The organism is Aliivibrio sp. S3MY1 (genome assembly GCF_028765575.1).
In the GTDB taxonomy this organism is placed as follows: Bacteria; Pseudomonadota; Gammaproteobacteria; order Enterobacterales; family Vibrionaceae; genus Aliivibrio.
Genome location: NZ_JARACO010000035.1, coordinates 23,790 through 30,091, shown reverse-complemented (window position 1 = coordinate 30,091; position 6,302 = coordinate 23,790). Strand labels below are relative to the sequence as shown.

At 40.0% G+C, this 6,302-nt stretch carries 7 protein-coding genes; all 7 read right to left on the bottom strand.

The window, feature by feature from the left end; all coding sequences use genetic code 11:
- Window positions 1-347 precede the first annotated feature (347 nt).
- The 7 genes from nqrM to PVK62_RS15980 all read right to left on the bottom strand — a co-directional run bounded on the left by nqrM (window position 348) and on the right by PVK62_RS15980 (window position 6,300).
- The gene (gene nqrM / locus PVK62_RS16010; RefSeq protein ID WP_122035795.1) at window positions 348-581 is read right to left on the bottom strand and encodes a (Na+)-NQR maturation NqrM; all 234 of its coding nucleotides are present in this window, start codon (window positions 579-581) and stop codon (window positions 348-350) included.
- A gap of 11 nt (window positions 582-592) precedes the next feature.
- Window positions 593-1,579, bottom strand: coding sequence for an FAD:protein FMN transferase (locus PVK62_RS16005; RefSeq protein WP_443111783.1), 987 nt, complete (start codon window positions 1,577-1,579; stop codon window positions 593-595).
- 212 nt (window positions 1,580-1,791) lie between these two features.
- Window positions 1,792-3,018 carry an NADH:ubiquinone reductase (Na(+)-transporting) subunit F gene (gene nqrF / locus PVK62_RS16000; protein ID WP_274445488.1) on the bottom strand — a complete coding sequence of 409 codons (1,227 nt, stop codon included), beginning with the start codon at window positions 3,016-3,018 and terminating at the stop codon, window positions 1,792-1,794.
- A 29-nt stretch (window positions 3,019-3,047) separates the two neighbouring features.
- Complete coding sequence (gene nqrE / locus PVK62_RS15995; protein WP_045101477.1) at window positions 3,048-3,644, bottom strand: NADH:ubiquinone reductase (Na(+)-transporting) subunit E; 597 nt, start codon at window positions 3,642-3,644, stop codon at window positions 3,048-3,050.
- 7 nt (window positions 3,645-3,651) lie between these two features.
- Window positions 3,652-4,284 (bottom strand): NADH:ubiquinone reductase (Na(+)-transporting) subunit D, encoded by a 633-nt coding sequence (locus PVK62_RS15990; RefSeq protein ID WP_274445486.1) that lies wholly within the window; start codon window positions 4,282-4,284, stop codon window positions 3,652-3,654.
- On the bottom strand, window positions 4,284-5,066 hold the full coding sequence (locus tag PVK62_RS15985; RefSeq protein ID WP_274445485.1) for a Na(+)-translocating NADH-quinone reductase subunit C: 783 nt from the start codon (window positions 5,064-5,066) through the stop codon (window positions 4,284-4,286). Before PVK62_RS15985 ends, PVK62_RS15990 begins: the two co-directional genes overlap by 1 nt.
- The gene (locus PVK62_RS15980; RefSeq protein ID WP_274445484.1) at window positions 5,056-6,300 is read right to left on the bottom strand and encodes an NADH:ubiquinone reductase (Na(+)-transporting) subunit B; all 1,245 of its coding nucleotides are present in this window, start codon (window positions 6,298-6,300) and stop codon (window positions 5,056-5,058) included. Before PVK62_RS15980 ends, PVK62_RS15985 begins: the two co-directional genes overlap by 11 nt.
- Between the last annotated feature and the right edge of the window lie 2 nt (window positions 6,301-6,302).

The following is a 6,302-nucleotide window of genomic DNA, read 5'->3' as shown; positions in this document are numbered from 1 at the left end:
ATAGTGCTTGTTAATTGTAGTATCAAACCATCTATGCATACATTTCAACCTATCCTAATTACATTCATAGGTTTAATGTAGCAGAAGAAAGCTAACTTACAAATTATTCAACATATTTACACCCACAAGTTTAAAAGCAATCCATATCAATATGAATTATTTTTCGCCTTTTTTTTTCGGCTTCTAGCTGCGAGATTTCCATGTTTACGTTCATATAATATAACTGTATAAATACACAGTCAAATAATAACGCTGAACTATTTTTTATTCAAATAATTAATCATCAAATAAAAAAACAGCACCATTACTGATGCTGTTTTTATTTACCTATAACTCACAGTCGACAGCTATGCGATACGATCTTTCTCCCAAGCGGCCAACTTCTCAGCTCGAATCGCTTCTTTGGCTTCACGCTTTTTACGCGCATCACAAGGTTCTGGGCAGTTACATACTTTATCGATACCAACAGCACCAAGACCACCACAGCTACCTTTCACGACTTTACGTTGCACAATATAGCCAATTGCCATTGCACAAATAACCGCTAAGAAAACAAAAAATGTGATTAGAAATGTATTCATTATTTACTCACTTATTTCAAAAAAGGCTTAAAGGCTTCAGAAGCTATTTCTTTAAAACCATCTTGGGTTTTCACTATCATGAAAACAGGAATATTATGTTGTTCTGCGACTTCCATGCCTTTTTCTTCGCCTAATACCATTAAGCCAGTTGCGAGTCCATCTGCTGTCATCGACGATTTATCAAGCACTGTTACTGAGACAACTTTATTCGTAATTGGTTTACCGGTAATCGGATTGATAATATGAGAGTAACGAACGCCCTCTTTTTCAAAATAAATACGGTAATCACCAGATGTCGCTACAGCATGATGGCCAGGTTCAATAATCTCTTGGATTGAACGCTCATCGACAGAGGGTTTTTCAATCGCGATACGCCAAGCAACATTCTCTTTGTTACTGCCTTTAACGCGCATTTCACCGCCAACTTCCACCATGTAATCAGTAATGCCTAACTTTTCTAGGTAATTGGCAACAACATCAACACCCCACCCTTTTGCAATGGTTGATAAATCAACATAAAGCTCTGGAATGTCTTTTGTTACTGTCGTTTCTGTTACGTTTAAGTGTTGTATTCCAACAATAGCACGACGAGTATTTAATTCATCTTCTGTTGGGACCACTTCAGGGCGAGCTTCAGGGCCAAATCCCCACAAATTGACTAAAGGTCCAACCGTTACGTCTAATGCCCCTAATGTCACTTCATTTAGACGCATAGCCTCTTTAATCACCGTTGCTGTGTCTTTCGATACGGTAAAAGGCGTTAATTCTTCACTGGTATTAAATCGGCTTAACTCTGAATCTTGTCGATACGTTGACATTTGATCATTAACTAACTCTAAGCGTTTATCTACTTCAGCATGAACAACTTCCGATTCAGGTAATCCATCTTGGCTAATATATTTAATATTATAGCTTGTCCCCATTGTAGGGCCATTTATATAAACTTGCTTACGTTGATCGCCACAGCCAGAAAGTAACCCTAACACTAGGCAAGACAATAAAACAATTTTAGCTTTATTTACTAAATGAGTAACACTGACAATCACTGCCAACTCCTTAATTTAGATACATTAAAATAACGTAAACAATACACAGGAATATAGATTCACAAAACCTATAACCCTGTGCTTTGTCAGGTTATATATCGCTCATTAATACGAAAAAAGGCTGACTCAGTGATGAGTCAGCCAATATTTCTTACTTCTATGGATTAACCACCGAAGTCATCTAGTAAGATGTTTTCATCTTCAACACCAAGATCTTTAAGCATGCCGATAACAGCGGCGTTCATCATTGGTGGACCACACATGTAGTATTCACAATCTTCAGGTGCTTCATGATCTTTTAAGTAGTTTTCATAAAGAACGTTGTGAATGAAGCCTGTGTAACCATCCCAGTTATCTTCTGGCATAGGATCAGACAGTGCACAGTGCCATACGAAGTTTTCATTGTTAGCTGCTAGGCCATCAAAATCTTCAACGTAGAACATTTCACGCTTAGAACGCGCACCATACCAGTAAGACATTTTACGTGTTGATTTAAGACGTAAAAGTTGGTCAAAGATATGAGAACGCATTGGCGCCATACCTGCACCACCACCGATGAATACCATTTCATTATCAGTATCTTTTGCAAAGAATTCACCAAATGGACCAGAAATAGTACATTTGTCGCCTTCTTTTAAAGACCAGATATAAGATGACATAACACCTGGAGCTACATCAGGATTATTTGGCGGCGGAGTTGCAATACGTACGTTAAGCTTGATGATGCCTTTCTCTTCTGGGTATGAAGCCATAGAGTATGCACGGATCGAATGCTCTTTAACGATTGACTCGTAACGGAATAAGTTAAACTTATCCCAATCGCCACGATATTCTTCAGGAATATCATAATCTGCGTATTTCACATGATGTGGTTCAGCTTCAATTTGAATGTAACCACCAGCACGGAATGGAACTTCTTCACCATCTGGGATAGCAAGAGCAAGTTCTTTGATAAAAGTAGCTTGGTTATCATTAGAGATAACCGTACATTCCCACTTTTTAACACCAAAGATTTCTTCTGGAAGTTCAATTTCCATGTCAGTTTTCATTGCAACTTGACATGCTAGACGCTCACCTTCGCGAGCCTCACCTTTAGAGATGTGATCAAGCTCTGTAGGTAGAATATCACCACCGCCAGATTTCACTTTCACACGACACTGACCACAAGAGCCACCGCCACCACAAGCTGATGACACAAAGATACCAGCGCTACCAAGAGCGTTAAGTAATTTGCTGCCAGGTTGTGTAATGATCGCTTTTTCAGGATCACCGTTTACAGAGATAGTAATGTCACCTGATGGTACTAGTTTAGATTTAGCGAATAAAATCACTAAAACTAAAACTAATACAATTATGGTAAACATCGCTACACCAAGAATAATGCTTTGCATTTGTTATTCCTTATTACTGGGTGCTTACCCTACAGTTGAACACCAGAGAAAGACATAAAGCCTAACGCCATCAAACCTACTGTAATGAAAGTAATACCTAAGCCACGAAGACCAGGAGGTACATCTGAATACTTCATTTTCTCACGAATACCAGCAAGTGCGACAATAGCCAACATCCAACCAACACCAGAACCAAATCCATAAACGACAGATTCAGCAAAGTTATAGTCACGTTGTACCATGAAAGATACACCACCGAAAATTGCACAGTTAACTGTGATTAACGGAAGGAAAATACCTAACGCATTGTACAAAGGCGGGAAGAAACGGTCTAAAATCATTTCTAGAATTTGTACAAGTGCCGCGATAACACCAATAAAGGTGATAAAGCTAAGGAATGTTAAATCAACACCCGCGACAATCGCATTTTCTTTCAATAAGTAAGTGTAAACAAGGTTGTTCAATGGTACTGCTATTGTTAATACAACAACTACAGCAACACCAAGACCAAACGATGTTTTTACTTTCTTAGACACGGCTAAGAAAGTACACATACCCAAGAAGAACGAAAGCGCCATGTTCTCAATGAAGATCGATTTAACAAGTAAACTAATATAATGTTCCATTTCGACCTTACTCCTTCGCTTCTACTTGTGCTGGCTTGATGATACGGATAGCCCAAATCATAAAACCAATTAAGAAGAATGCAGATGGTGCTAGAAGCATTAGACCATTTGGTTGGTACCAGCCACCGTTAGAAACAAGTGGAAGCACCTCAACACCAAACAGTTTACCAGAACCTAAAAGTTCACGGAAAAATGCAACTGTCATCAATACAAAACCGTAACCAAGACCGTTACCAATACCATCAATGAACGATGGAAGTGGTGCAGACTTCATTGCGAACGCTTCAGCACGACCCATTACAATACAGTTTGTAATGATCAAACTAACAAATACAGAAAGCTGTTTAGAGATATCGTAAAGATATGCTTTCAATACTTGGTCAACAACAATTACCAAAGAGGCAATGATCGCCATCTGTACGATGATACGAACACTGTTTGGCATGTGGTTACGAATTAGCGAAACGAATAAGTTAGATAACGCAGTAACAAACATTACTGCAATTGTCATAACAAAAGCCGTCTCAAGTTTAGTAGTTACAGCTAGAGCCGAACATACACCAAGAACTTGTAGCGCGATTGGGTTGTTATCCAATACAGGTGCTAAAATGCTCTTTTTAATTTCTTTTGCGCTAGCCATTAGTTCAGACCTCCATCACGAACTTTAGCAAGGAATGGACCGAAGCCATCATTACCTAACCAGAAGTCAAACGTGTGTTGAACACCGTTACCTGTTAGCGTTGCACCAGAAAGACCATCGACACCGAACTCAGAACCAGCAGGAGCTCCGCCTTTAACGATCTTAATTGCAGGGTTATGATCTGCATCAAACAACTTCTTACCTACAAATTGTGCACGCCACGTTGGGTTTTCTACTTCACCACCAAGTCCCGGAGTTTCCGCTTGGTCGTAGTAAGTGATACCAGCAACAGTGTTACCATCAGTCTCAACAGCAACAAATGCATACATCATTGACCATAAGCCAGTACCGTGAACAGGGATAATAACTTTCGATACTTTATCGCCATCTTTAACTAGGTAAACAACACCTACGTTAGCACGACGAATAATGTTTGCTTTATCTTGTTCAGCAGTTAACTTAATTGATTGTTTTGGATCTTTAGCCGCTTTACGTTGATCGTAAGTCGCAGCACTATCACCAATCAAACTTTTTTCAACGAATTCACCCGTATTGAAATCAACAAGACGAGGCTCAATGTTTGCAGCGAACAACTCAGGAATTGAGCCTTCACCAGTAACACCAGCAACTTGAATGATTTTGCTTTGCTTATCTAGCACGGCATTAGCTTGCTGCTTAGGTTTAAGAACAACAGCAGCAGTTGATACGATGATTGAACACACTAAGCTCAAACCAATAACAACACCGAGTGTTTTTTTAATGCTATCGTTATTACTTGCCATAGCGTTTTAGTCTCCGTTTCACGTTACCTTCAACTACAAGGTTATCAAACAGTGGAGCAAATAGGTTTGCAAACAGAATAGCTAACATCATACCTTCTGGGTATGCTGGGTTAACTACACGGATCATTACAGCCATAGCACCAATTAAAATACCGTACCACCACTTACCTTTATTAGTAAACGATGCCGATACTGGGTCTGTCGCCATAAAGATCATACCAAACGCAAAACCACCTAAAACTAGGTGCCAATGCCAAGGCATGCTGAACATTGCGTTTGTATCAGAGCCGATCAGGTTAAACAGTGTTGACACTGCAACCATACCGATCATAACACCCGCAATAATACGCCAAGATGCAATACGCATATAAACGATCATTAGGCCACCAAGGATCAGAGCAAGAGTCGAAACCTCACCAATTGAACCTGGAATATTACCAATAAACGCATCCATCCAAGAGATGGTGTTGCCAGTAATTGTATTAACTAAACCGCCTTGACCACCTTGCGCCCATTGGCTAAGTGCTGTAGCACCAGAGAAGCCATCAGCAGCAGTCCAAACCGCATCACCTGAAATTTGAGCTGGATATGCAAAGAATAAGAATGCACGACCCGCAAGTGCTGGGTTTAGGAAGTTACGACCAGTACCGCCAAAGATCTCCTTAGCAACAACAACACCGAAGGTAATACCTAACGCTGCTTGCCATAAAGGAAGTGTTGGTGGAACGATCAATGCGAACAGAATAGAAGTAACGAAGAAACCTTCATTTACTTCATGTTTACGCACCATACAGAACAATACTTCCCAGAAACCACCAACGATAAATACCGTTGCGTAGATAGGTAAAAAGTAAGTAGCACCCAGAAGCATGCTACTGCCCCAGCCAGCATCGGAACTTACAGTACCGCCTAACATTTCAGTTAGCCAGTAGTGCCAGTTTCCAGAGATAACTGCAGCTAGCTCAGCACCAGAATACATGTGCTCAAGAGCAACAATTGCTTGGTGACCAGCGTTGTACATACCCCAGAATGTAGCAGGGAATACCGCAAACCACACCATGATCATGATACGTTTTAAATCAACGCTATCACGCACATGTGAACCACCTTTAGTTACTAAACCAGGTGTGTAGAAAAGTGTTGCTGTTGCTTCATATAAAGCAAACCACTTCTCGTATTTACCGCCTGGTTCAAAATGATGTTCAACTTTTTCAAATAAATTTAAAAGGCTCATCA

Excerpts from the sequence above, each read along its gene's own strand:
- PVK62_RS15980 (WP_274445484.1), bottom strand. The coding sequence starts at position 6,300 with ATGAGCCTTTTAAATTTATTTGAAAAAGTTGAACATCATTTTGAACCA.
- PVK62_RS15985 (WP_274445485.1), bottom strand. The coding sequence starts at position 5,066 with ATGGCAAGTAATAACGATAGCATTAAAAAAACACTCGGTGTTGTTATT.
- nqrE (WP_045101477.1), bottom strand. The coding sequence starts at position 3,644 with ATGGAACATTATATTAGTTTACTTGTTAAATCGATCTTCATTGAGAAC.
- PVK62_RS15990 (WP_274445486.1), bottom strand. The coding sequence starts at position 4,284 with ATGGCTAGCGCAAAAGAAATTAAAAAGAGCATTTTAGCACCTGTATTG.
- nqrM (WP_122035795.1), bottom strand. The coding sequence starts at position 581 with ATGAATACATTTCTAATCACATTTTTTGTTTTCTTAGCGGTTATTTGT.
- nqrF (WP_274445488.1), bottom strand. The coding sequence starts at position 3,018 with ATGCAAAGCATTATTCTTGGTGTAGCGATGTTTACCATAATTGTATTA.